This is a genomic window from Shewanella sp. SP1S2-4, from assembly GCF_031932075.1.
Lineage (GTDB): Bacteria > Pseudomonadota > Gammaproteobacteria > Enterobacterales > Shewanellaceae > Shewanella > Shewanella baltica.
Genome location: NZ_JAUOET010000004.1, coordinates 95,108 through 119,687, shown reverse-complemented (window position 1 = coordinate 119,687; position 24,580 = coordinate 95,108). Strand labels below are relative to the sequence as shown.

The following is a 24,580-nucleotide window of genomic DNA, read 5'->3' as shown; positions in this document are numbered from 1 at the left end:
TCACTGACAGAAAATCACTTATGACTGCAAGGATATTGATAGTAGAAGACGAGTTAGCCATCCGCGAGATGCTGACTTTTGTAATGGAACAGCATGGGTTTACGACCTCTGCGGCGGAAGATTTTGATTCGGCCATTGCGCTGCTAAAGGAGCCTTACCCCGATCTGATTTTATTGGATTGGATGTTTCCTGGCGGAAGTGGTATTCAATTGGCGAAACGCTTGAAGCAAGATGAGTTCACGCGTCAAATTCCGATCATCATGTTAACTGCCCGCGGTGAAGAGGAAGATAAAGTCAAAGGTCTCGAAGTCGGCGCCGATGATTACATCACTAAACCTTTCTCCCCTAAAGAACTTGTCGCACGTATTAAGGCCGTATTGCGTCGCAGTGCACCGACTCGTTTAGAAGAAACCATTGATGTGCAGGGCTTAATGCTCGATCCTGTGAGCCACAGGGTGAGCGTAGGTGATACTGTATTAGATATGGGCCCAACCGAATTTCGTTTATTACACTTTTTCATGACCCACCCAGAACGTGTCTACAGCCGCGAACAGCTGCTCGACAATGTGTGGGGAACCAATGTGTATGTTGAAGACAGAACCGTTGACGTGCATATCAGACGCCTTCGTAAAGCCGTTGAAGAGTCTGGTCACGACCGCTTGATCCAAACGGTTCGTGGCGCAGGTTATCGTTTCTCTACACGCATTTAGTGCCGAATAAGTGTTAGGCACAAGTTAGCTTTTAGGCTATCTTGTGCTCCTCTTATTTAGCCTGATGTTTGGGTTTATTTATGTCTGACTCTTATTCAGGGTACCGGTTGTTTACGCGCTTAGCCTTATATCTACTGCTTTGTGCGCTAATAGGTTTATTGGTAGGGAAACTTCTCTGGATACTCTTTATCGGCATGCTAGGGCTGGTTTGCTGGCATTACCGACAATTATCACGGCTTAACTTTTGGTTATGGCGCGATAGGAAACTCACACCGCCGCAGGGCAGTGGGAGTTGGGAAGGGGTGTTTAATGGCATTTATCGCCTTCAAGGGAAAAATCGTCGACGTGTTGGTCAATTAGCCGCATTGTTGGCGCGATTCCGCCAAGGTGCAGAGGCGTTACCCGATGCAGCTGTGGTGCTCGATTCAGAGCATAATATTTTATGGTGCAACAAGTTAGCGCAGCTTATTCTCGGTTTTGTTTGGCCGCAGGATAATGGCCAACGTATTGATAACTTGATCCGCCATCCTGATTTTTCCGCTTATATTAAATCCGCACAATACAAAGAGCCGCTGGAGTTACCTTCGCCAGTATCGGATAGGCGTTTGCTTGAGATCCGTATCATGGCCTACGGTGATAGGCAGCTACTGTTAATTGCGCGGGATATCACTCGTATACGTCAGCTTGAGGGCATGCGTAAAGAGTTTGTCGCGAATGTGTCACATGAGCTGAAAACGCCGCTCACTGTGCTACAGGGTTACCTCGAAATGATGCAAAGCATGGCGGAACCCGATTCGATGAACGTGAAGCCGCTGGCCTTAATGCAGCAGCAGACGCGGCGAATGCAGTCCATGGTCGAACAGCTATTGATATTATCGCGGATTGAAGATGCGGCCGATATCAACCTCGAACATACAGTGAACATGACGCAACTGATGGAGGTGCTGAAGGAAGAAGCTAAAGCGCTGGCACAAGATAGATACGAGTTGAGCTTCTATTGCGAACCAGGGCTTGATTCCCATGGGAATGAATTGCAGCTTCGAAGCGCTTGTTCTAATTTGATTTCTAATGCGATTCGTTACACTGAACCCGGCGGCAAAATCACAGTGCAGTGGCGCAGTATGGCCACGGGAGCCATCTTTAGCGTAACGGATACGGGCGAAGGCATTGCGCCCCAGCACATAGGTCGATTAACTGAACGTTTTTATCGGGTAGACAGTGCGCGTTCAAGGCAAACCGGTGGCAGTGGTTTAGGTCTTGCGATTGTAAAGCATGCACTTAACCATCATCACAGTGAGCTTAAAATCAGCAGTGAATTGGGTAAAGGCAGTACCTTTAGCTTTGTTATTCCGTTGCATCTTATCGAGCGTAAGAAATAAATTGCTTGATTGAAATATTCGCAATTAATAATAAAAACAGGTCACTATGGCCTGTTTTTTATTTCTAGGGCTACTGAGTTCATTATTAATGACAGAAAAAATCGATATAACGCATTGTCATCTAAGTGTCACATTACGGACATAGAATTGTCATTGTAGCGATTGATACTGGCTGCGTCTGAAGAAACTTAAGTTACAAATTAGTTAGCTTACTACTGGAGCACATAATGAAACTGAAAAAGCTTGTCGGCGCGATTACCCTAACAGCCGCTGGTGTATTCTCTGCAACTGCGATGGCATCGATTGATCAATCTCTGCCAACCTATGAAAAAGCAAGTGGCGTGTCAGGCAACTTATCATCTGTAGGTTCAGATACGTTAGCCAACATGATGACACTTTGGGCTGAAGAATTTAAACAAATGTACCCTAACGTCAACATTCAGATCCAAGCGGCAGGTTCTTCTACTGCGCCACCAGCGTTGACTGAAGGCACTTCACAATTCGGCCCAATGAGCCGCAAGATGAAGCCTAACGAAATCGAAGCGTTTGAAAAACATTATGGTTATAAGCCAACTGAAATTCGCGTAGCTATCGATGCTTTAGCTGTATTCGTACACAAAGATAACCCAATCAAAGGTTTAAGCGTTGAACAGGTTGATGGTATTTTCTCTTCTACTCACAAATGTGGTAGCAGCGATATCCAACGTTGGGGTGAGTTGGGTTTAGACGGTAACTGGTCTGCTAAAGACGTACAACTTTACGGTCGTAACTCTGTATCAGGTACTTATGGTTACTTTAAAGAGCACGCACTGTGTAAAGGTGACTTTAAAGCTAACGTGAACGAGCAACCTGGTTCTGCATCTGTTGTGCAATCAGTTTCTCAATCTCTAAACGCGATTGGTTACTCAGGTATTGGCTACAAAACCGCTGGTGTTAAAGCAGTGGCAATTGCTAAAAAAGGTAATGAGTTTATCGAAGCAACGGCAGAAAACGCAGCTAACGGTACTTATCCATTATCACGTTACCTATATGTTTACGTGAACAAGCAACCAAATAAAGACTTAGCACCAATGGAAAAAGAATTTATCCGTTACGTGTTGTCTAAGCAAGGCCAGCAAGTAGTTGAAAAAGATGGTTATGTTACTATTCCGAAAAGTGTTGTAGCCAAAGATTTAGAAAAAGTGGGTATCCGCTTGTAAGTTAAACGGCTTGTGACTCAAGGACCTCCTCGGAGGTCCTTTTTGTTTTTTGGGTTTTATCTGAACTGTGTTGTTTGGTCATTTTGTCTGGTAAATGCCAAATCAAAGACATAAAAAAAGCAACCTAAATAGGTTGCTGTAAATTCCAAATCGGAATCTTGGGACGGTCGCGCTAGAAACCATCTAAAGGAGAATGATGATGAACGAAGAAACTCATTGCAAAGATTCGGTTCATAATATCTGACTCAACATCTTTAAATTAGTTCAGAGAAAGTGCGAAATATTTTAAATAATTTTGCATTTGTTTTTATAAGAAGTGCGAGCCTCTATTTTTTCTCAGTTTCTTCAGTTTGCTCGTCGCTATTGGCGCTGTTGGCCGTCGCAACGGGCAAATCTTGCATCACGAAAGAAAACCGATTGCTGTTCTGCGATCGCCGTCAAAGATGAACTGTTACAAAAAACTCGCCTATAAGGTGCCGATAAGCTGACTTAAAGCTCAGTTACGATTTGCCTCTGAGCAAATGTGCAGTCGATAATAACGACTAGCAATCCGTGATGAGTTATGACAGTGGCAAGTTATGACTGTGTAGTTATAACAGTGGCAAGTCATGAAGCGCTGCACCAAAGCTGCGTGGCATACAACTCATGATTAAGCATTCAAACTTACCCTAACAATTAAGAGCCAGAGCTTAGAGGGCTAGCGCCCAGAGCCCTGAACCCAGAGCCCAGAACTTGAATATCGAGGCGACAGTGTTACAAACAACTAAGAATAAGTTAGCGGATGCAACGACTTGGGATTTAACCCGAGATTACCATTCTTTTGCTAATACCGAACAAGTGCAAGTGAGACATGTCTCTTTGGATTTAGTGGTGGATTTTGACGCGCAGCGTCTTTTCGGTAAAGCGACGCTTTCCTTAGATTACCTTGAGCCCGATGTAACAGAGCTTTGGCTCGATAGCCGCGATCTAACCATACTCGCGGTTACTGCTGTGAATGCTGCAGATAGCGTCAATGCCACTGATACAGTGAGTTTTTTAATAGAAGCGAATGAGGAGCCGCTCGAATTTGTACTGAGTGAAGCCAATTCCATTCTCGGGCAAAAATTATGTATCAGTTTGCCAACGTCACCTTGCAAACAGGTTTGCATTCACTATCAAACCTCTCCAGCCGCCCAAGGATTACAGTGGCTAGCACCTGAGCAAACTGCAGGTAAACAGTTACCTTATCTCTTCAGTCAATCGCAACCGATCAATGCCCGCAGTTGGATCCCACTGCAGGACACGCCTAAGGCGAGAGTGACCTTTGATGCTAAAGTGCAAGTGCCCAAAGGCATGCGAGCAGTGATGAGTGCGATGAATCATCCCGACACACCGCTTAATGGTGTGTTTCACTTTGAGATGGAACGACCTATCCCGACCCATTTAATGGCGCTGGCCGTCGGTGATATTGCCTTTCAAGCGATAGGCCCAAGATGCGGGGTTTATACCGAGCCAAGTATGTTGGTCGCCGCCGCAAAAGAGTTTGAAGATACCGAATATATGCTCGAGGTTGCCGAGTCATTGTTAGGTCCTTATGTGTGGGGCCGTTATGACATGATTATCTTGCCGCCGAGTTTCCCTTTTGGCGGGATGGAAAATCCGCGGTTAGCCTTTTTAACGCCCACACTCATCGCCGGCGATAAAAGCTTAGTGTCAACCGTTGCCCATGAGTTAGCGCATTCGTGGACGGGCAATTTAGTTAGTAATGCAACCTGGCGAGATCTCTGGTTAAACGAAGGTTTCACGACTTACTTTACTAACCGTATCGTGGAAGCGGTTTACGGTAAAGAACAGGCAGAGTTGGAGTGGGTGATAGAGTTTGGTCGCTTAACAGAAGAAATGGCGTCTTTACCTAAGGATAAACAAACCTTGCCCGCCAATGTGCAGCAGGGCGATCCCAACCTTGCCTTTAATCGTTTTACCTATGATAAAGCCTCGATGTTTGTCCATGATCTCGAGCGCAGGCTAGGGCGAGTGGCGTTCGATAAATTTTTACGCAACTATGTGGATCATTTTGCCTTTAAGGCGATTACCACCGAAGTGTTTGTTGAATACGCGCAGCAAACCTTACTGCCATTACACTCAGATAAGATTACCGAAGCCGAGCTGCTAACGTGGATTTATGGCGAAGGTTTGCCCGAGGGATATTGCGGACCAACATCCATGAGTTTAGATAAAGTCGATGATGCGTTGGCGTGTTTTTTACAGGGAACGACCGCGAGTCGATTAAGCGTGAAAGATTGGCGAGTACATCATTGGCAGTATTTTCTGACCCAATTACCGGAAGTCGTCAGCCAAGTACAACTGATGGATCTGGATGAAACATTCCAATTCACCCAATCGACCAATGCGGAAATTGCCTGTGATTGGTTTAGGGTGGCGATTCGCAATCATTACGACCCTGTGTTGCAGGCTTTAAGTGCTTATTTAGTGCGTATTGGACGCGGTAAATTTGTGCGGCCACTTTATGCTGAGCTGCAAATCGCGGGATATCACACTGAATTAAAAGATATCTATACAAAGGCTCGCGCAGGCTATCACCCTTCGATTCAAGTTCAATTAGACAAGTCGCTAATATTATAGACATTTAGGCGATTATAGCGATTTAGGTGCGTATAGAAATTTAGGCAAAAAAAATGGCAACCTAAGGTTGCCACAAGGAAATCAGTGCGGGATACAAGTAGAATTCAGTGCGCTAGCGTGTTTTCTATTGTGTCCCAAAAGGGAGATGATGATGAACGACCAACTAATTAGACTCAATGCGATAAAACAGAAACTGTATCATTTGAGTGAATGAAACTGCGACTTCACATATTTCATTCTCAAGCTGCATTTAATCTTATCCGTTAATCCTTACCTATACTCAGAGTCGCCATTTTTAATTAAGTTCATCGATATCGCAAAAAAATTCCAAAAAGTTTAAAAAAGATTTTCTGAGAGATAGAAAGCAGTTGAAATGTGCTATTACATTTATTGTACATATAAATCATTGGGATAAAAAAAGGCAACCCAATGGTTGCCTAGTGACCTATTCCTAGGTCAAGGGGGCCGCGCTAGAAGCCCCAGGGAGATGATGAACATGAAAAAGACATTCACTGTTCAATACATTTGAGGGGGCTTGTACGGTTAAAGTTCCATAAAAAAGTTAAAATAAATCTAAATTTTTATAAAACGCAAAATTTCAAATAGATAGCGAGTAAATTATTTTAGCAAAGCGGCAATTTTACTTTCTAACGCTTCGGGTTTCGTGGTCGATGCAAATCGTTCAATCGCTTCGCCTTGGCGATTAACTAAAAATTTGGTGAAATTCCATTTGATACCTTGAGTACCTAATACACCGGGAGCAGCTTTCTTAAGGTATTGATAAAGTGTATGAGTATGTTCGCCATTCACTTCTATTTTAGAAAATAGCGGAAACGTCACGCCAAAATTCAATTCACAAAAGGCTTGAATGCCTTGCTCATCGGCTTTTTCTTGGGCGCCAAATTGATTGCAAGGAAAGCCCAAAATCACTAATCCTTGATCTTTATATTCTTGATATAACGCTTCTAATCCCTTGTATTGCGGTGTAAATCCACATTCACTGGCGGTGTTGACGATCAAGAGTACTTTGCCTCGATACTGCTCTAAACTTACTGTGTTGCCTTGAATGTCTGTCGCTGATTGGCTGTATATATTCGTAGTCATGTTCACCTCCATAGGATCTTAGTCAACAGCATAAACCTAAAAATGATTTTCAGCAATATAGTTGTGTGCAATTCATTTTGTGGGTTTGCTAATTTACTTAATTATCAATATAGTTACAGCAATTTTGTAGCTAAAGAAAAGGGCATCTGTGTGACAGAAAATGACGCAGAATACGAAACAAACATGCAAGCGGACGTGGGGCAGGTTGTTCAACAACTCACTGAAGTTGAAGGCGAAGAACAAGCTGAAGTGTTTAGCGAAATTCTGAATGACTCAGAACCTGGAACCATAGCCTTAGCGCTTGAATCCTTGCCCTTGGATGAGCGTTACGAGCGTTGGCAGCAAGTTGAATTTGCTGACCGAGTGACAGTGTTGAGTTTAATGCGTGCCGATCCGCGCATGGGGATCCTCAAACGGATGCCCGACAATGAAGTGGACTTGCTATTTGCTCAGTTAAGCCCAGAAGATTTAATTGAGTGGAGTGATTATCTCCCTGAAAGTTTTACCGATCGCGCCTTGGCTCAGATGGGCGAGCGTCAGCGACAACGATTCGAACTCTACGATCAGTACTCTGAGAATGAAATCGGCCGTTATACCGATCATCAAATGTTGGTGCTCAGTGATAAGGCGAGCGTTGCGCAGGCACAGCGCTTTTTCCGCCGTATTGAACTCGATTGTAACGACAATTTGTTTATCGTTGATGATCAGGATAAGTATCAAGGCACAGTGCGTCGGTATGACATTTTTAAACATAATCCCGATGAATTATTGATTTCACTCTTGTCCGAGGATAGCCGTGCGTTATCCGCTGACACGAGTTTATTGGAAGCGGCCGAAGCGATAGAGCACAGCCGCGAAATCGAATTGCCTGTGATCGATGAGTCTGGAGAGTTAATTGGTCGCGTGACGCTGCGAACTGCGACCGCTTTAGTGCGTGAACATTATGAAGCGCAATTGATGGCGACTGCGGGTATGGATGAGTCCGACGACTTGTTCGCGCCTATTATGAAGGGCGCCCAGCGCCGCGCTGTGTGGCTCGGGATCAATTTACTGACGGCTTTCCTCGCTTCGGCGACGATTGGCTTATTTGAAAATGTGTTATCCCAAGTGGTCGCGTTAGCAGTGTTAATGCCGATTGTGGCTTCTATGGGCGGCATTGCGGGTAGTCAGTCGTTGACGCTGATGATCCGCGGTATGGCCATGGGACAGATTTCAGCGGGTAACTTGTTTTCGTTAATGAAGAACGAACTCGGTATTGGCATAGTTAACGGATTTTTGTGGGCGATAGTTATAGGTTTAGTCGCGGGCTGGTGGTTCGGTGAAGCGACCATAGGCATAGTGATTGGCTGCGCAATTTTGATTAACATGGCCGTGGCAGCAATTGCTGGCGTGGTCGTGCCTATGGTGCTGCAGAAGTTTAATCAAGATGCGGCGCTGTCGGGTTCAGTGATCTTGACCACAGTGACGGATGTGGTGGGCTTCTTTACTTTCTTAGGTATGGCGACCCTCTTGTATCTGTAGTGCATTGGTATATAAACAGTTATATCAATAGTGCTCTGTTAGATTTGTAGTGTGAGAGTGAAAGCGAAGTGGGATATGAGTGCACAGCTAACTGGCGTGCATTTCCCGTATGTTGGCAACATTAACGGTTTAATCTGGATATGAGTGACATTCAGTTTGTAATAAGTGAACAGCCAGAGGAATTAGCGCTGGCGGCACAATTGATTGATGGGCGTGATGATAACGCCCATCCGCTAGATCATCAGGTATTTTTCGATTCTCGTTCGGTGATCTTAGCGAAAACTTTTGAGGGTGAGATAGTCGGTTGCGCTGCGATAAAAGCCGGCAAAGGTACAGTGGGTGAGCTAGGTTATTTGGTGGTGTCGTCCCATTATCGGCGTCAAGGCATCGCCCAAGGTTTAACGCAAAAACGTATCGAAGTGGCGAAGGCTTTAGGGATCTTGATTTTATACGCCACTATTCGCGCCGAGAACACCTCGAGCCAAGCCAATTTGTTGAAGGCTGGCTTTCAGTTTTGGCGTGATTATTTGAGTATCCGCGGCACGGGCAACACTGTGGGTTGGTATTACTTAGCCTTAAGTGCCAATGTCGACGCTGAAGCGATAATGCTGTCTTTAGTGGGTGATCGCATTCAAGCGGTGTAATTGTGCCGTAAGTGAAAAGACTTAGATCTTCAGCTGTTTCGAGTTTGTTTTACATTTGTATATCCCTCGCAAATTATCCCCATTTATACGCAAATAGGCTGATTTTCTTTATTTATTCGGTATGATCCGCGGCTATTACCCACAGTCATTTATTGAGGTGTTTTTATGGCTAAGTTCAGAGTAGCAAGTGTTTTATTATTGAGTGCAGCAGCGCTGCAAGTGAATGCGTCAGAATTTAATCTTGGGTTGAATAACGATGTGGTTTCTACTGAGTTAGAACTGCAATTGAGCAAAGATACTAACGCAGTGTTAGGTTATATCTATGCTGACGAGAGCGGCCATATTGCCCAAGGTGCAATGCACATGACCCATGATGTGGGCGTGCATCACTTTGAAGTTGGCGCTAAGTTAAGCCAGCTTTGGTCTGATTATTCTCCAAATGGTAGCGCCATTTCTGTTGGTGGCCGTTATGCGCTATCTATGGGACCTAATATTTCATTACACGCCGCCGCTTACTACGCACCGTCAGTCTTATCGTTTGGTAATGTTGATGGTCAATATGAGCTCGATTCAAAAGTGCAATACCGCGTAACGCCAAACATGGCGTTTTATGTTGGTTATCGCAAGATTGCCTATGAGTACGATGATGCGCGCGATTTCACTTTCGAAGATGGCGTGTATATTGGCGGTAAATTCCGCTTCTAAAACAAATCGTTTTGATCTCGCTGCGTTAACTTAGCAGTCGATGTAAAGAGCCGGCCGAGGTCAACTTCGCCGGCTTTTCCATTTTGCTTTTAGCTCGCTGTAGCTGGGCAATATGGATGAAAAAATGACTAATCCGATACCGATTAACATCACTAGGCTGAGTTCTTCATCCAGTATCCACCAGCCGAACAAGGCCGCAAAAATCAATCCGGTATATTCTACTGGCGCCATTTGGCTCGCATCGGCACGTCGATAGGCGTGAATGATGAGATAGGTCATGCCAATATAAAATAGTCCCAACGTTAATCCCACCTGTGCTACTGGCAAACTAAAATCCGCGCCTTCGTATAAGGTCGCTGGTATCAGAAATATCATCGCAAAGGCATTAGACCAAAAGAGCATAGAGAAAGGATGTTCATGGGTCGAATAGGCCTTTAAAATCAAACTATTCAATGCCGACGTCATGGCACCGAAAATGGCTAAACCTATATACAGGTTAAACTCTGTTGGTTGGCTGATGAGTAAAATGCCAGTAAAGCCAATGATTCCCGCAACTGAGCGTCGATAGCCGATGCGTTCATGTAAAAATAACGCAGAAAGCACCAGAAGTAACAAAGGTGAGGTATAAATCACGGCGGTTACTGTTGCGAGGGGAAGATGCAAAATGGCGAGCATAAAAATGGCGTTGCCGAGCCCAATCAATAGGGCGCGGGAAAGATGCACTTTATAATAAGGGCTCAGCTTGAGGTTACCCTGTAAGCGCCATACGAAAGGCAGCACTAGCAAGGTGGCAAAGAGTTGTCTGTAGAGCACCAGTTGGAACACGGGTACATCATTTTCAAGCAACTTCACTAACAGGTTGCCACTGGCAATCAGTAATTGTGCGGCTAAAATCATCAATAGAGGCAGCATAGGAACCCAGCAAAAAATAAGTCAGTATTAAGTTGTATTTTTGATTTCAGACCACGGTTTGGATTTTGAGACTAAAATACCTCCATACGACATGGGATATTCGACTAATTTAGCCTAATTGATTGTAAAAAACTAAATGTAGCCATAAAGTTAACCTACAATTCCAACTATCGACTAAGATTGACAGCATTAGCATTTACTTCATAGCTGTTTAAATGATCTATGGCCCTTTAACTTAATAAGCCGATGAACAAACTTAAACAAACCCTATTTTGGTGTTTTTTACTTTTTATATGGACATTAAGTCCCTCTGTATTAAGCGCTGAAATTGCGTTCGATTCGCCGTATTTGTTCCATGCTCAAGCGGATCAACAGCCCCCGAAACAGTTTGATGCTGTGCCCAATTGGATGGGCCAACTCGATGAAGCTAATTCTGTGAGTTTAACTGGCGGTGACTATTGGATGATCACGCCTGTGATGGTCAATCAGCGTCAGTCGAATTGGGTAGTGGATGCGAGTAATTCAATTATCGAATCTGTTGATTACTGGATACTCGGTAGTGATGGCAGTACACAACATGCCCACAGCGGTTACACCGCCCCCTACGAATTTTTATTCGATTATGGCCGTAAGGTTACCTTAAATATGGGTACGGATTATTGGCTGTTAGTTAAGCTGAGTAGCCGTTATTATTCATCGCCTCCCGAGATTGCCCTACAAAGCGTGACGGATCATCAGTTGATGTCTGATCGCCTCGCCATGGCCGTGCTGCTGTGCCTAGGCGGCTTATTATTTATCGCCTTATATAATATTCTGATTTATATCTCTATTCTCGATAAAGCTTTTCTTTATTATGGCCTTTACGTCTTCGCGTATTTTGGTGGCTGGGCACTGACCTTCCATTTGCCAGCGCACTTGTTTAATTTCCATTATCTTGAGTTGCATCATCTGTTTTTCATCAGTTTGCCCATTTTTAATATCATGTTTTACAAGCACTTCTTGCAGTTACCTAGCTACTCACCGCGATTGTGGCGCCTTAGTCAGTATTTAATGTTTGCTTGTATTGTGGCTTTGCCGACCAGTATTTGGTTGTTGTCCTATACGGCGATTATTGCCTCTGTGCTAATTATGCTGTGGATTGCCCTAGCGATTACCTGCGGTAATGTATGCTTGATGAAAGGCTTTGCTCCTGCGCGTTATTTTATTCTCGCCTTTACTTGTTTACTCTTGCCTGCGGTAATTATTTTACCCGGTAATATGGGGCTAACCCCTGATTTCATTGAACATGCTGAGCTGGCGACGCTGATGGGTGGCACGGCCGATGCGTTACTGCTATCCCTGGCGTTAGCCAATAAGCTCAAGTTACTGGCGGAGGAACGTAAGGCGCATATTGAAGAGTTAGCGATTGCATGGGAAAAGGCACGTTTAGATGGTTTGACCCGAGTAGGTAATCGCTATGCCTTTGATGAGTATATGAATTCGCAACTAGGCTTCGCCGATAAAGTAGTGCAGCCAATGGCGTTAGCGCTATTGAATATTGATAGTCTGAAAAGTGTTAACGAAACGCTCGGCCATCAAGAGGGCGATAGGCTATTGCAAATGATAGTGAAATTATTGCAAGCAACGGATCTCGCGCATTTAAAGCTTTATCGTATTAGTGGTGATGAGTTTGTAGTTGTGACACCTTCTGTGGGTATCCCACTATTACTGAGTACATTGAATGGGTTAGGTGAACAATTAGCTAGCCAAGGCTTTAAGGATTGTCAGTGTAGTTTTGGGCTCTCGTTAAACTCTGAGGTGGCCGATCCCCATGAATGGCTGCGTTCTGCTGATACTCATTTGTACCAATCGCGAATGGATAAGCGTCGCCAAGAGTATGCCGATACCCGTGGTGTCGATGTGAGACTGCATTTAAGCTAGCCAATTCAGTATTCAATAAAATCATTTTCATGGGATGCTAGAACAAAACTAGACAACATAGAAAGGCGCAGATAAATTCTGCGCCTTATTGTTTTTACCTTAAGTATAAAATTGCTTATTTAAGCTATAAATATCAGTATTCTAGCTATCAACTTATTCAAGCAGCTTTATTTGAGTGACGGTTGATATCACTTGTCCATGGCGTAAGCGGGTTTGCAGGCTATCACCGATTGTCAGTTTATCGGCAGAGTCGACCACTTGATTGTGGATGTCAGTGGTGATGCTGTAACCACGGCTCAATGTCGCAAGCGGACTGACGGTTTCAAGCTGATGGGCCGCGTATTTTATCCGTTGCTCACTTTGGCTGAGCTTGTCCTGCAATGCATCCTGTAAGCGGCTCGCAAGATAACTTAGGCGGTTCCCCTCAATGGTGAGCTTATGCTTGGGAGATTGCTGTTCAAGGCGACTTGCGAGCAACTGCTGACGACGGCTGAGCAGGTGTAAGCGATTCGACAGTGCCGACTCCAGCCTTAATTGCATCTCATCGAAACTTTGTTCGAACTGCTGCAAGGTTCGTTTGGGATCTTGGCGTTGCAGTCTGTGCTCAAGCAAACTGAGCCGTCTTTCTTGCTTAAGTTGATAATGTTTCGCACTTTGTTGCAGGCGAGATAAAGCTGTTGCGAGTTTTTGCGCCTTATTGTCGCTATCTTGGGATAACAACTCGGCACCTGCAGATGGTGTTGGGGCGCGAATATCGGCAACGTAATCACTGATGGTGGTGTCGACTTCGTGGCCTACGGCGCTAACCACGGGCAGGGCGCTGTTATAAATTGTGTGGGCGAGGGCTTCGCTGTTAAAACACCACAAATCTTCAAGCGAACCGCCACCACGGGTGAGCAATAATACGTCGACCTCTAAACGTTGGTTGGCGATATTGATTGCCTGACAAATACTCTGTGCCGCGGTTTCACCTTGAACTTGAGTCGGATAGATAATGACTTCGATTGAAGGGTCGCGCCTTGCGAGTACGTGTAAGACGTCGCGAATTGCTGCGCCGGTTGGTGAAGTGATAACGCCAATGCGTTGGATGTTTTTTGGCAGCAATCTTTTGGTATCGGCGGCAAATAACCCTTCGGCGGCGAGCTTCATTTTGAGTGCATCGAACTGCTGGGCGAGTAGTCCATCCCCTGCGGGCAGCATGGACTCAATTAATAATTGATAGTCGCCCCTGGGTTCATACACGCTGATCGCGCCTTTGACTAACACTTGCTGACCATTGATGGGCTTAAAGCTGACCGTTTGGTTACGGCCTTTAAACATGGCACAACGGATCTGGGAAGAGTGGTCTTTTAAGGTGAGATACCAATGACCTGAGCTGGGGGAGGAAAAGTTGGATATTTCACCATTTAGCCAAATTTTACCCAGTTGTCCCTCGAGAATTTGTCTGACTTCACCATTGAGTCGCGAGACAGTATAAATATTGTTTTTGGCGCCTTGCATCGAATTACTCAATTAAATGGGGATATTTGCTATTTTCCATTTACCAGTGCCGATATGCAAGGTATAATCCCGCCGCAATATTTCACCTCTAAATCCTACTCAACTGGGGAGATGTTGCATATGCTACGTTTAATTAAAGAAGCGCTTACTTTTGACGATGTGTTGCTTGTTCCTGCGCATTCGACTGTACTCCCAAATACCGCCATTCTTAAAACTCGCCTGACCAATACCATTGAATTGAATATCCCACTTGTGTCTGCCGCTATGGACACAGTTACCGAAGCTCGTCTTGCGATCGCTATGGCGCAGGAAGGCGGTTTAGGTTTTATTCATAAAAACATGAGCATTGAAAAACAAGCCGAAGAAGTGCGTAAAGTAAAAATTTACGAAGCGGGCGTGGTTCAACAACCTGTGACTGTGACGCCATCTACGACCTTAGCCGATCTGAAAGTATTGACACTGAAGAATGGTTTTGCTGGTTATCCCGTGGTTAACGAAGCAAACGAGTTGGTTGGTATCATTACTGGCCGTGACGTACGTTTCGTTACAGATTGGAGCAAAACGGTAGAAGAAGTGATGACGCCTAAAGCGCGTTTAGTCACAGTTGCCGAAGGCACTAAATTAGATGAAGTGCAAAAATTGATGCACTCACACCGTATCGAAAAAGTCCTTGTTGTCGATGATAACTTTAAACTGAAAGGTTTGATCACAGTTAAAGACTTCGAGAAAGCCGAACGTAAACCTAACGCCTGTAAAGATGAGTTAGGTCGTCTACGTGTTGGCGCCGCCGTTGGCGCGGGTGCTGGTAACGAAGAGCGCGTTGATGCACTCGTTAAAGCTGGCGTTGACGTATTACTTATCGATTCTTCCCACGGCCATTCTGAAGGCGTTTTGCAACGCATTCGTGAAACGCGTGCTAAACACCCAACATTGCAAATTATTGGTGGTAACGTAGCTACGGCTGAAGGTGCATTAGCACTGGTTGAAGCTGGCGTTAACGCAGTTAAAGTGGGTATTGGCCCTGGCTCAATTTGTACGACGCGTATTGTAACCGGTGTTGGTGTGCCACAAATCACAGCAGTTTCAGATGCAGCCGCAGCCGTAAAAGGCTTAGGTATTCCTGTTATTGCCGACGGTGGCGTACGTTTCTCTGGCGACTTAGCTAAAGCATTAGCGGCCGGTGCATCTTGCATCATGGCAGGTTCAATGTTTGCAGGTACCGATGAAGCGCCGGGCGAAACTGAACTTTATCAAGGCCGTGCGTATAAATCTTATCGCGGCATGGGTTCATTAGGCGCTATGTCTCAAGGTTCGTCTGACCGTTATTTCCAATCTGACAATGCTGCCGACAAACTCGTGCCAGAAGGCATTGAAGGTCGCGTACCTTACAAAGGTAAGTTGAAGGAAATCATCCATCAACATATGGGTGGCCTGCGTTCATGCATGGGCTTAACCGGTTGTGCCACCATTCAAGAACTGAATGAAAAAGCCCAATTTGTGAAAGTAACTTCAGCTGGCATGGGTGAGTCCCACGTGCACGATGTGACTATCACTAAAGAAGCGCCGAACTACCGTTCAGGTTCTTAATCGTTTGATAAAAGGGGCGGCGATAAGCCGCCTCTTTGTAAAGCGTGCGATCCAATACTCAAGGCTGGCTATCGCCGCGTTGAGCAATGTTAAAACAATAGATGAGATAAAGGTTACCCATGAGCGATATTCATGAGCACAAGATACTGATCCTCGATTTTGGATCTCAGTACACTCAACTGATTGCCCGTCGTATCCGTGAAATCGGTGTGTACTGTGAATTATGGGCTTGGGATGTAACAGAAGCCCAAATCCGCGAATTTGCCCCGAACGGTATTATTCTTGCTGGCGGACCTGAAAGTGTCACGGCTGAAAACTCGCCGCGTGCGCCTGAATACGTCTTTACCGCAGGCGTGCCTGTACTGGGCATTTGCTACGGTATGCAAACCATGTCTGAGCAGCTGGGCGGTAAAGTTATCCAAGGTGTGGGCGAAGGTGAATTCGGTTACGCTCAAATTGAAATGCTAACAGATTCGTTGCTATTCAAAGGCATCGAAGATGCGGTTAGCAGCGAAGGTAAACCCTTACTCGACGTATGGATGAGCCACGGCGATAAAGTGTCGGCCATTCCTGAAGGGTTTGTGGCGGTCGCTAAAACGGATACTTGTCCCTTTGCCGCTATGGCAAATGAAGCCAAACAATTCTATGGCGTACAGTTCCACCCAGAAGTGACCCACACTCGCCAAGGTATGCGCATGTTATCGCACTTTGCCTTAGACATTTGTGGCTGTGCGGCGAACTGGAAACCTTCTTCTATCATCGAAGATGCAATTGAGCGCTTGAAGAAGCAAATTGGTGATGATGAAGTGATTTTAGGCTTGTCGGGCGGTGTCGATTCTTCGGTTGTAGCTATGTTGCTGCACCGCGCTATCGGCAAAAAACTGACCTGCGTATTCGTTGATAACGGTTTATTGCGTTTGAACGAAGCCGAGCAAGTGATGGAAATGTTTGGCGATCATTTCGGCCTGAATATCATTCATGTTGATGCGGAAAATCGCTTCCTCGATGCGATGAAAGGCGAAGCCGATCCAGAAGCTAAGCGCAAGATCATCGGCCGTGTATTTGTGGAAATTTTCGATGAAGAATCGAAAAAATGCGCTAATGCAAAATGGTTAGCGCAAGGCACGATTTATCCAGACGTGATTGAATCTGCTGGCAGCGCCACAGGTAAAGCACATGTGATCAAGTCGCACCATAACGTTGGCGGTTTGCCAGACCATATGGAACTGGGTTTAGTTGAGCCACTGCGCGAACTGTTCAAAGATGAAGTGCGCAAAATTGGTCTTGAGTTAGGTCTGCCATACAACATGCTTTATCGTCACCCGTTCCCAGGACCAGGTCTTGGAGTGCGTGTATTAGGTGAAGTGAAAAAAGAATACTGTGACTTGCTGCGCCGCGCCGATGCAATCTTTATCGAAGAACTGCATAAAGCCGATCTGTACAATAAAGTCAGCCAAGCCTTTACCGTGTTCTTACCTGTACGCTCAGTTGGCGTGATGGGCGATGGCCGTAAATATGATTGGGTTGTGTCACTGCGCGCCGTTGAAACCGTTGATTTTATGACGGCCCATTGGGCACATCTGCCGTATGATTTCTTAGGTCGCGTATCAAACCGCATCATTAACGAAGTCGATGGCATTTCCCGCGTGGTTTACGATATCTCTGGCAAGCCGCCAGCGACGATCGAATGGGAATAAGTTAATTATTTGAATTAACGATTAAAAGGCGCCGAGTGCGCCTTTTTTGTTGTTTGATAGATTAACTTAAGTTGAATGGCTCAACCGTGAAATATCTGTGTTTGACTGATATAATCCGGCATTATTTTTTGGCTAATCGGTAGAGGGTGTGAGTGGATCAAACGCAGCAAGATGAACAATCGCAGCAAGATGAGCAATGGATGCAAGTGGCTATGTTGATGGCCGAGAAAGCTGAAGCTGAGGGCGAAGTACCTGTGGGTGCGGTATTGGTCAAAGACGGTCAGCAAATTGCAACGGGTTACAATTTATCCATTAGCCAACACGATCCTAGCGCCCATGCGGAAATTTTATGTTTACGGGAAGCGGGGCGTTTGGTCGAAAACTATCGCCTGTTAGACGCGACTTTATATGTCACGCTTGAACCTTGTGCTATGTGTGCCGGTGCTATGGTGCACAGCCGGATCGCGCGGGTGGTTTTTGGTGCTCGGGATGAAAAAACCGGTGCAGCGGGGACTGTAGTGAATTTACTGCAACACCCGGCATTTAATCATCAAGTTGAAGTGACATCGGGTGTATTAGCCGACGCCTGTAGCGCGCAATTGAGTCGTTTTTTTAAACGGCGTAGAGAGGAAAAAAAAGCCCTGAAACAGGCTCAAAAGGCGCAGCAAGCGATAGAGTAAACAGTGCTAGAAGTGACAGGATTAATCCTGAGACTGAATAAAAGTAAAGAACAGTTTCTGACGATTCAAAATACGACGATGGCGAACTTTAAGTAAAGTACGACGACGCGCGACAGTATTGCTGATGGTTTTTCTTCTCATATTGACCCCATTCATTGTTATTATCGATGCCCTGCAGAGATGTATCACAGGTCATAACCCCAAGACAGTAGCAGTTGCACTTGAGTGCAGCAATAGCACTGGTCAGATAAGCTGAACTAAGTGATGTTTTAATCGTAAACCTGAGTTGGATCCAGCCCAGTTAAGCCAGCTTGGATCTAGTTTTGACTCTAGCTCTAGCTTCTAAACCTAAGCTCACTGAGATCACTGAGCTTAGATCTAGAAGCTGGTTCTATACATCATTGTCTAGAAACCTAGCTCTAACGCTTGGCTCAGGCGATGCAGATTACTTAGGTGGTTCTGGGCTTAATGTACCTGCGGGAGTGGCGGGTTCTTCCGACGCAAGATCGCTAGGTTCTTCCTCGGGGTTTTGCTGTTTCGATTGATTATCTACCCAGACTAACGTGTCGTAGTAGCGGCGAATACTGTCGACGTAATGGACAGCTTCACTGCCTCTGGCGTAGCCGTAGCGGGTTTTTTGATAGTATTTACGCTTTTGTAGTAGCGGTAGTACTTTCTTTAAATCTCGCCACGCATTGGGGTTTAACTCCATCGATTCAGCCAACTTACGCGCATCTTCAACATGGGCATATCCTATGTTATAGGACGCCAGTGCAAACCACATACGTTGACTCTCGGGAATGGATTCCGGCAGACGATTGATCATATCGTTCAAATAGGCCGCGCCGCCGCGGATGCTTTCTTCCGCATCCAAACGGTTGGTGATGCCAATTTCTTTTGCTGTAGGTTGAGTCAACATCATCATGCCGCGTACTCCCGTTGCTGAGCGAGCATGCGGATTCCAATGGGACTCTTGATAGCTAGTCGCCGCAAGTTTTCGCCAATCTAAATTGCCGGCATGGGTTTCAAATAACTGACGATAGCGGGGTAAGACGGTTTCGATGGCGCGGATAAATGCCCGAGTATCGACATAATCGAAGCGCTTCACATGGCCAAAGTATTTCTCGTTGAGATGATCGAGCGTGCCAGCCAGCTTTTCTTGGTGCCAAAAGGCCAGCAACTGACTCATGAGTTCATCACTGCGGGTCGGCGGCAACAGCCAGACCACATCGAGCTTTTCTTCAAGTACGGGGCCTGAGCGCAGATCGGGTAAGTAGCGGCGGTTGATTTGTACGCTGCTGGAGTCGGCTATGGTGTAGTCAATTTCTTTGTTGGCGATCATCGCCAGCAATTCTTCGCTGTCTTTGTCGGTAATTTGATCCCACACCAGCGTTGGATAATGCTTTTGCAATTGAGTTAATGTCTCGACGAAGGAAGAGTCGGCGATGACAGTGATCTTACCTTTTAGGTCGCTGATGTCTTTGGGCGCTGGCATGCCTTCGCGATACACCAATACTTGATTGACGCGGTACAGCGGCGGTCCTAGGCGGAACTGTTCACGCCTTGCGGGTGTTTCTGTCATGCCGGCAGCAATCAGGTCGATTTCATTCTTTTTAAGGGCTTCGTACAGTTCGGTGCGGTTAGTGTAGGGCACCATTTTCAAGGGCACATCTAAGTATTCGGCAAACAATACCGCCATATCGTAATCGAAACCGCTATCACCTTGGCCCGATGTCATATAAATCTGTGGGCCGTAAAGTGTGCCGACTCTTAACTCAGTTATTTTTTTCGGCACGAATTCTGTGTCGTCCACGGTCACCTGCTGACAGGCAGTCAGTAAGAAACCTAAGATAAGAGCGAACAGGAATCGAGTCATTAAATGTACTTATAGTAAATAAAATCAATATTATAGATAGCGAGTTAACAGTGGGGCATATGGGGTGAACTGGCCGACATTGGTGGGATTATATCCGTTTGTCTGCGATAACGTAAAAAAATCATTCGTGGGGGAAAATGGCGACTTAAAATGGTCGTGTTTTTTATATCACAGGAAACACTGTTTTGCGTAAGGTCACAGGTGATTTGTGGCAGACATTTCCTTATAATAGCGCCACCTCTGACCCCTGCAATAATAAATAATAAGGTGAATAGACGTGATGGAGATCATCCGCGGAGCCCCTGCACTCTCGACGTTTAGGGTGCAAAAGCTGATGGAGGCCTGCGAAAACGCTGCGCTTCCGGTACGCCAAATCTATGCTGAGTATGTCCATTTAGCGGATTTGAGCGAGTTGCTCGATACAAATGAACGCCAGCAACTTGAAAAAATTCTCACCTATGGACCTGCGATAGAAGCTCATATCCCCCAAGGTTCACTCCTGTTTGTCACTCCTCGCCCCGGTACTATTTCTCCTTGGTCTTCAAAAGCCACTGACATCGCACACAATTGTGGCCTTGGTAAAGTGAAGCGTTTGGAGCGAGGCGTTGCGTATTATGTCGAGTCAGATGCACTGACAGTAGCGCAGCAACAAGCCTTAAATGCGCTGTTGCACGATCGCATGGTTGAAATCATGCTTGATGATTTTGCCAAAGCCGATGTGTTATTCAAACGCACTGAGCCTGCGCCGTTTAAAAGCGTCAATATTCTTGGGGAAGGTCGCCGCGCACTTGAAGTGGCTAACACAGCATTGGGCCTTGCCTTAGCCGAAGATGAAATCGACTATTTAGTCGAAAACTTCGTCCGTTTAGGCCGTAATCCCCATGACATCGAATTGATGATGTTTGCTCAGGCGAACTCTGAGCATTGTCGTCATAAGATTTTTAACGCAGATTGGACCATTGACGGTGAAGTTCAGCCTAAGTCATTGTTCAAAATGATCAAGAACACCTTTGAATCCACGCCTGATCACGTGTTATCTGCCTACAAAGATAACGCCGCTGTGATGGAAGGCTCGGTTGCCGGTCGTTTCTTCCCCGATCCAGATGGGGTGTACAACTACCACACTGAACCGATGCACATCCTGATGAAAGTGGAAACCCACAACCATCCAACCGCCATCAGCCCCTATCCTGGCGCTGCAACCGGTTCAGGTGGTGAAATCCGTGATGAAGGCGCAACGGGCCGCGGTTCTAAACCTAAAGCCGGTTTAACGGGCTTTAGCGTATCCAATTTAAAAATCCCGGGTTTTGTTCAGCCATGGGAAGGTAACTATGGCAAGCCAGAGCGCATCGTCAATGCGCTGGACATTATGACCGAAGGCCCACTGGGCGGCGCGGCATTTAACAACGAGTTTGGTCGTCCTGCGCTGGTCGGTTATTTCCGTACCTACGAGCAGGAAGTCAGCAGCCATAACGGCGTAGAAGTCCGTGGTTACCACAAGCCAATTATGTTAGCCGGTGGTTTAGGTAACATTCGCGAAGAGCATGTACAGAAGGGCGAAATCACTGTCGGCGCTAAGCTGATTGTGCTGGGTGGCCCTGCGATGAACATTGGTTTGGGCGGCGGCGCTGCTTCATCTATGGCATCGGGTCAATCGAGTGAAGACTTAGATTTTGCTTCTGTGCAACGTGAAAACCCCGAAATGGAACGTCGTTGTCAGGAAGTGATTGACCGCTGTTGGCAGCTTGGCGATAAAAACCCTATCCAATTTATCCACGATGTGGGCGCGGGCGGTTTGTCGAACGCTTTCCCTGAACTTGTGAATGACGGCGAGCGCGGCGGTTTATTCAATCTGCGTAACGTGCCTTCAGATGAGCCTGGCATGAGCCCGCTGGAAATCTGGTGTAACGAATCACAAGAACGTTATGTGATGTCCGTTGCCCCTGAAAACCTCGCACTATTTACTGCAATTTGTGAGCGTGAGCGTGCCCCGTTTGCGGTTGTGGGTGAAGCAACAGCTGAGAAACATTTAACGCTTAGCGACAGCCATTTCGATAATAATCCTATCGATTTACCGCTTGAAGTCTTATTAGGCAAAGCGCCTAAGATGAGCCGCGATGTGGTATCGGCTAAAGCGGTATCACCCGCGTTAGCGCAAGATAATATTGAAGTTAAAGAAGCGGTTAAACGCGTACTGAGCTTGCCTACCGTTGCGGATAAAACCTTCCTTATCACCATTGGTGACCGCACTGTTACGGGTTTAGTTAACCGTGACCAAATGGTGGGTCCATGGCAAGTACCTGTGGCCGATTGCGCGGTCACAGCGGCAAGCTTTGATACCTACGCTGGTGAAGCTATGTCTCTGGGCGAGCGTACACCGCTGGCACTGCTTGATTTTGGCGCCTCTGCCCGTATGGCGGTGGCTGAATCCATCATGAACATCGCCGGTGCCGATATCGGTTCATTTAAGCGTATCAAGCTTTCTGCCAACTGGATGTCTGCCGCGGGTCACCCTGGCGAAGATGCGGGTCTTTATGAAGCAGTTAAGGCTGTGGGTGAAGAGCTGTGTCCAGAACTGAGTCTGACCATTCCTGTCGGTAAAGACTCTATGTCGATGAAGACCGCATGGCAGCAAGATGGCGCGGATAAAACCGTGACATCGCCTATGTCATTGGTTATCACTGCCTTTGGTGTGGTGCAAGATATTCGCAATACAGTAACGCCAGAGCTGCGCACAGATAAGGGCGAAACGTCTTTACTGTTAGTGGATTTAGGTGCGGGCAAAAATCGTTTAGGCGGTTCTTGTTTAGCCCAAGTGTTTGGTGAGCTAGGTGATATTGCGCCGGATCTTGACGATGCTGCACTGCTGCGCGGTTTCTTTGAAACCATGCAAAATCTAGTGGCTAAGAAATCCGTTATTGCTTACCACGACCGAAGCGACGGTGGTTTATTCACCACCTTAGTGGAAATGGCCTTTGCCGGTAATACTGGCTTAGACATAGATGTAGAAGACTTGCAGGGCACGGATTTAGAGCGACTCTTTAATGAAGAGCTCGGCGCTGTGCTACAAGTAAGTCGCGACAACGCTGCGAAAATTGCCGCTCAGTTTGCTATCGCAGGCGTACCTTGCCATGTTATTGGGACGTTAGCTGACGATCAACGCATCACCATTAACGATGGCACGCGTGAAATTTTCAGTGATACCCGTGTTGCGCTGCGTACCTTGTGGTCAGAAACCACTTATCGTATGCAAGCCATGCGTGATAACCCAGCGTGTGCACTGGAAGAGTTCAAACTTAAGCAAGACGAAACCGATTTGGGCTTAACGGTTAACTTAAGCTTCGATCCAAGCACTGACGTTGCCGCGCCTTATATTCTTAAAGGCGCTGCACCTAAGATGGCGATTTTACGTGAGCAGGGCGTTAACTCCCACGTGGAAATGGCAGCTGCCTTTGACCGCGCAGGATTTGAAAGCCGCGACGTGCACATGTCGGACATTTTATCTGGCCGTATTAGCCTAGAAGATTTCCAAGGTCTTGTGGCCTGTGGTGGCTTCTCTTATGGTGACGTATTAGGCGCAGGTGAAGGTTGGGCTAAGTCGATTCTGTTTAACGAGCGTGCGCGCGATGAGTTTTCGCGTTTCTTCGAACGTGACTCAAGTTTTGCCCTTGGCGTGTGTAACGGTTGCCAAATGCTGTCAAACCTGAAAGAAATTATTCCAGGAAGCGAACATTGGCCGCGTTTTGTGCGTAACCGCTCAGAGCGTTTCGAAGCGCGTTTCAGCTTAGTTGAAGTGCAACAGAGCCCGTCGTTATTCTTCCAAGGTATGGCGGGTTCGCGTATGCCTATCGCCGTATCACACGGTGAAGGTTTGGCTGAGTTTGCCAGCCCAGAAGCGTTGGCGATGGCCGAAGCGTCAGGCACAATTGCGCTGCGCTTTGTCAATGGCAAGGGCGATATCGCGACTCAGTATCCACAAAACCCGAACGGTTCTCCAAATGGCCTAACGGGCATTTGTACCACTGACGGACGCGTTACTTTGATGATGCCGCATCCTGAACGTGTGTTCAGAACGGTCGCTAACTCTTGGCATCCAGATGCTTGGGGTGAAGATAGCCCTTGGATGCGTATGTTCCGTAATGCGCGAGTGACCTTAGGTTAAGCGAGTAAACTCAGCGGCTTTTACCTGTATTGATGGGTAAAAGTGGATTTAGTTAATCGTAAAAAAGGAGCGATAATTTCGCTCCTTTTTTTATATTTAAAATGCACTTTTATGAAATATCTTGCATTTCAAATCATTAACACTTGTTGCAAATAATCTAATGGACCAAAGTGATAAAACAGCATCTTTTTACGGTAAATACCTATTAATAGGTATGTTGCGTACTTGATACTGAGAGTGAGGTTTTATGGGGTTCTAGAGTTGAAGGCAGATTTTGTGGCTTTAGAATAGAAAAAGCCCCCACTCTCAAAGAGAGGTGGGGCTCGTTTTGCGCTAACAAAACTTCAAATTAAGGCAATAAA

At 46.1% G+C, this 24,580-nt stretch carries 16 protein-coding genes; 12 read left to right on the top strand and 4 right to left on the bottom strand.

What is annotated here, in order from left to right:
• The first annotated feature begins 20 nt into the window (after positions 1-20).
• From phoB to Q4Q52_RS06545, 4 genes are all read left to right on the top strand, one after another.
• Entirely contained in the window at positions 21-710 is a 690-nt protein-coding gene (gene phoB / locus Q4Q52_RS06560; RefSeq protein WP_006080904.1) for a phosphate regulon transcriptional regulator PhoB, read from the top strand.
• A gap of 80 nt (positions 711-790) precedes the next feature.
• Positions 791-2,089 carry a phosphate regulon sensor histidine kinase PhoR gene (phoR, locus tag Q4Q52_RS06555; RefSeq protein ID WP_311897885.1) on the top strand — a complete coding sequence of 433 codons (1,299 nt, stop codon included), beginning with the start codon at positions 791-793 and terminating at the stop codon, positions 2,087-2,089.
• 227 nt (positions 2,090-2,316) lie between these two features.
• Entirely contained in the window at positions 2,317-3,288 is a 972-nt protein-coding gene (locus tag Q4Q52_RS06550; RefSeq protein WP_220590777.1) for a PstS family phosphate ABC transporter substrate-binding protein, read from the top strand.
• Positions 3,289-4,038: 750 nt separating this feature from the next.
• Positions 4,039-5,910: a M1 family metallopeptidase gene (locus Q4Q52_RS06545; RefSeq protein ID WP_311990143.1), complete on the top strand. Its 1,872-nt coding sequence runs from the start codon at positions 4,039-4,041 to the stop codon at positions 5,908-5,910.
• A gap of 618 nt (positions 5,911-6,528) precedes the next feature.
• On the opposite strand, the gene Q4Q52_RS06540 is transcribed toward Q4Q52_RS06545, so the two are convergent.
• Positions 6,529-7,014 carry a glutathione peroxidase gene (locus Q4Q52_RS06540; RefSeq protein ID WP_311990142.1) on the bottom strand — a complete coding sequence of 162 codons (486 nt, stop codon included), beginning with the start codon at positions 7,012-7,014 and terminating at the stop codon, positions 6,529-6,531.
• 150 nt (positions 7,015-7,164) lie between these two features.
• On the opposite strand from Q4Q52_RS06540, the gene Q4Q52_RS06535 reads away from it, so the two are divergent.
• The 3 genes from Q4Q52_RS06535 to Q4Q52_RS06525 all read left to right on the top strand — a co-directional run bounded on the left by Q4Q52_RS06535 (position 7,165) and on the right by Q4Q52_RS06525 (position 9,884).
• Entirely contained in the window at positions 7,165-8,535 is a 1,371-nt protein-coding gene (locus Q4Q52_RS06535; protein WP_011846297.1) for a magnesium transporter, read from the top strand.
• Between the two features lie 140 nt (positions 8,536-8,675).
• Positions 8,676-9,179, top strand: a complete 504-nt coding sequence (locus Q4Q52_RS06530) for a GNAT family N-acetyltransferase (RefSeq protein WP_311990141.1) — start codon at positions 8,676-8,678, stop codon at positions 9,177-9,179.
• Positions 9,180-9,344: 165 nt separating this feature from the next.
• Entirely contained in the window at positions 9,345-9,884 is a 540-nt protein-coding gene (locus Q4Q52_RS06525; RefSeq protein ID WP_311990140.1) for a YfaZ family protein, read from the top strand.
• A 60-nt stretch (positions 9,885-9,944) separates the two neighbouring features.
• Here Q4Q52_RS06525 and Q4Q52_RS06520 read toward each other — a convergent pair whose 3' ends face one another.
• Complete coding sequence (locus Q4Q52_RS06520; protein ID WP_311890051.1) at positions 9,945-10,796, bottom strand: DMT family transporter; 852 nt, start codon at positions 10,794-10,796, stop codon at positions 9,945-9,947.
• A gap of 246 nt (positions 10,797-11,042) precedes the next feature.
• Between Q4Q52_RS06520 and Q4Q52_RS06515 the strand changes: the two genes are divergently transcribed.
• Entirely contained in the window at positions 11,043-12,716 is a 1,674-nt protein-coding gene (locus Q4Q52_RS06515) for a diguanylate cyclase (RefSeq protein ID WP_311990139.1), read from the top strand.
• A 153-nt stretch (positions 12,717-12,869) separates the two neighbouring features.
• On the opposite strand, the gene xseA is transcribed toward Q4Q52_RS06515, so the two are convergent.
• The gene (gene xseA, locus Q4Q52_RS06510) at positions 12,870-14,216 is read right to left on the bottom strand and encodes an exodeoxyribonuclease VII large subunit (protein ID WP_311990138.1); all 1,347 of its coding nucleotides are present in this window, start codon (positions 14,214-14,216) and stop codon (positions 12,870-12,872) included.
• A gap of 120 nt (positions 14,217-14,336) precedes the next feature.
• Here xseA and guaB point away from each other — a divergent pair, with 120 nt between their 5' ends.
• The 3 genes from guaB (at position 14,337) to tadA (ending at position 18,180) form a co-directional block, all read left to right on the top strand.
• Positions 14,337-15,803 (top strand): IMP dehydrogenase, encoded by a 1,467-nt coding sequence (guaB, locus tag Q4Q52_RS06505; protein WP_106651111.1) that lies wholly within the window; start codon positions 14,337-14,339, stop codon positions 15,801-15,803.
• Positions 15,804-15,922: 119 nt separating this feature from the next.
• A complete protein-coding gene (gene guaA, locus Q4Q52_RS06500; protein ID WP_311990137.1) occupies positions 15,923-17,500 on the top strand; it encodes a glutamine-hydrolyzing GMP synthase in 1,578 nt (525 codons plus the stop codon).
• Positions 17,501-17,652: 152 nt separating this feature from the next.
• Positions 17,653-18,180 carry a tRNA adenosine(34) deaminase TadA gene (gene tadA, locus Q4Q52_RS06495; protein WP_311990136.1) on the top strand — a complete coding sequence of 176 codons (528 nt, stop codon included), beginning with the start codon at positions 17,653-17,655 and terminating at the stop codon, positions 18,178-18,180.
• 445 nt (positions 18,181-18,625) lie between these two features.
• Here tadA and mltF read toward each other — a convergent pair whose 3' ends face one another.
• Complete coding sequence (gene mltF, locus Q4Q52_RS06490; RefSeq protein ID WP_311990135.1) at positions 18,626-20,056, bottom strand: membrane-bound lytic murein transglycosylase MltF; 1,431 nt, start codon at positions 20,054-20,056, stop codon at positions 18,626-18,628.
• Between the two features lie 280 nt (positions 20,057-20,336).
• Between mltF and purL the strand changes: the two genes are divergently transcribed.
• Positions 20,337-24,218, top strand: coding sequence for a phosphoribosylformylglycinamidine synthase (gene purL, locus Q4Q52_RS06485; RefSeq protein ID WP_311990195.1), 3,882 nt, complete (start codon positions 20,337-20,339; stop codon positions 24,216-24,218).
• The last annotated feature ends 362 nt before the right edge of the window (positions 24,219-24,580 follow it).